The sequence below is a fragment of the Nocardia violaceofusca NBRC 14427 genome (assembly GCF_963869435.1).
Taxonomy (GTDB): Bacteria; Actinomycetota; Actinomycetes; order Mycobacteriales; family Mycobacteriaceae; genus Nocardia; species Nocardia aobensis.
The window spans coordinates 107,205-108,492 of the sequence record NZ_CAWMPM010000027.1; the positions used below are offsets into that span (position 1 = coordinate 107,205).

At 68.6% G+C, this 1,288-nt stretch carries 1 protein-coding gene; it reads left to right on the forward strand.

The genetic code is table 11. From position 1 onward, the window contains the following. Positions 1 to 127: 127 nt before the first annotated feature. On the forward strand, positions 128 to 895 hold the full coding sequence (gene cobM / locus AC5592_RS22750; protein ID WP_063065383.1) for a precorrin-4 C(11)-methyltransferase: 768 nt from the start codon (positions 128 to 130) through the stop codon (positions 893 to 895). Positions 896 to 1,288 lie beyond the last annotated feature (393 nt).

A 1,288-nucleotide genomic window follows, 5' to 3' on the forward strand; every position in this document is an offset into this window, starting at 1 on the left:
TGATTTTACGCCGCGCGGCCCCGGGTGAAGCTGCGCTGCAACGAGATCACCACCCTGCCCGCTCGGCAGCGAGCGCGGGCGGCCGGGCTGAACTTTTCGGGATCGGCCGGGCACCTAGACTCCGGGCATGACCGTGCATTTCATCGGAGCGGGGCCGGGGGCGGCCGATCTGCTGACGCTGCGGGCGGTGGCGTTGCTGCGGGAATCTCCGGTGTGCCTGTATGCGGGGACGTATCTGGATCCCGAGGTGCTGGCGCATTGCGCGCCGGAGGCGGAACTGATCGATACCCAGGGACTGGACCTGGACGAGATCGTCGCGCACTGCGCGCGGGCCGATGCCGCGGGCAAGGATGTGGCTCGGCTGTGTTCGGGGGATCCGTCGATCTATTCGGCGCTGACCGAACAGACGCGGCGACTCGACGCACTGGGCATCTCCTGGGATGTGACGCCGGGGGTGCCGGCGTACGCGGCGGCGGCCGCGGTCCTGGGCAGTGAGCTGACGGTGCCGGAGGTGGTGCAGTCGGTGGTGCTGACGCGGACGCAGGCACGCTCGACCGCGATGCCCGGGTCGGAGGCGCTGGGGAACTTCGCGCGGACACGGGCCAGTCTGGTGCTGCATCTGGCGATCACGCGGATCCGGGAACTGGCCGCGGAACTGGCGGGCGAGTACGGCGCGGACTGTCCGGCCGTGGTGGTCTACCGGGCCAGCCAGCCCCAGCAGCGAATTCTGCGCGGGACACTCGCCGATATCGCCGGCCGGGTGGAGGCGGCGGGGTTGCGGCAGGCCGCGGTGATACTGGTCGGGCGGGCGCTCACCCCCGCGCTCGACTGTGCGCAGTCGCATCTCTACGACCCCGGGCGGGAGCGGCACCCGGTGTCCGGGCCCGGCGCGTGACCCACCGCGCGCACCGCGATTTCCGTCACTCGGAACCGATGATTCCCAGCGGGTTCCCAGTGCCGGACCGAACCGCGAGGTGGCCGGGACAACGTAGTCCAGTGCTGATGTCGGAGCGCTATCGCCCTTCTTGGCTCATTGTCGGTACCTGGCGGTAGATTGGTTCGGTGTTCATCAGCGAATCTCGAAACGAGGCCGATCCGTGGCCGGTGGGTGTGGTCGGGCCCATGTAACAAGATCGGCCCGACGGACGGATAGGTCCTATGAACATTTTTGTCTGATTGCAATCGAAGTGAGCCCCGAATGCCGGACGCCACGCTCGGATGAGGTGAGCGTCGGCATCGGTGTGCCATCGGGGAGCGCTGCGTGGCGTTCCGGAAGCGAGGTTACGGG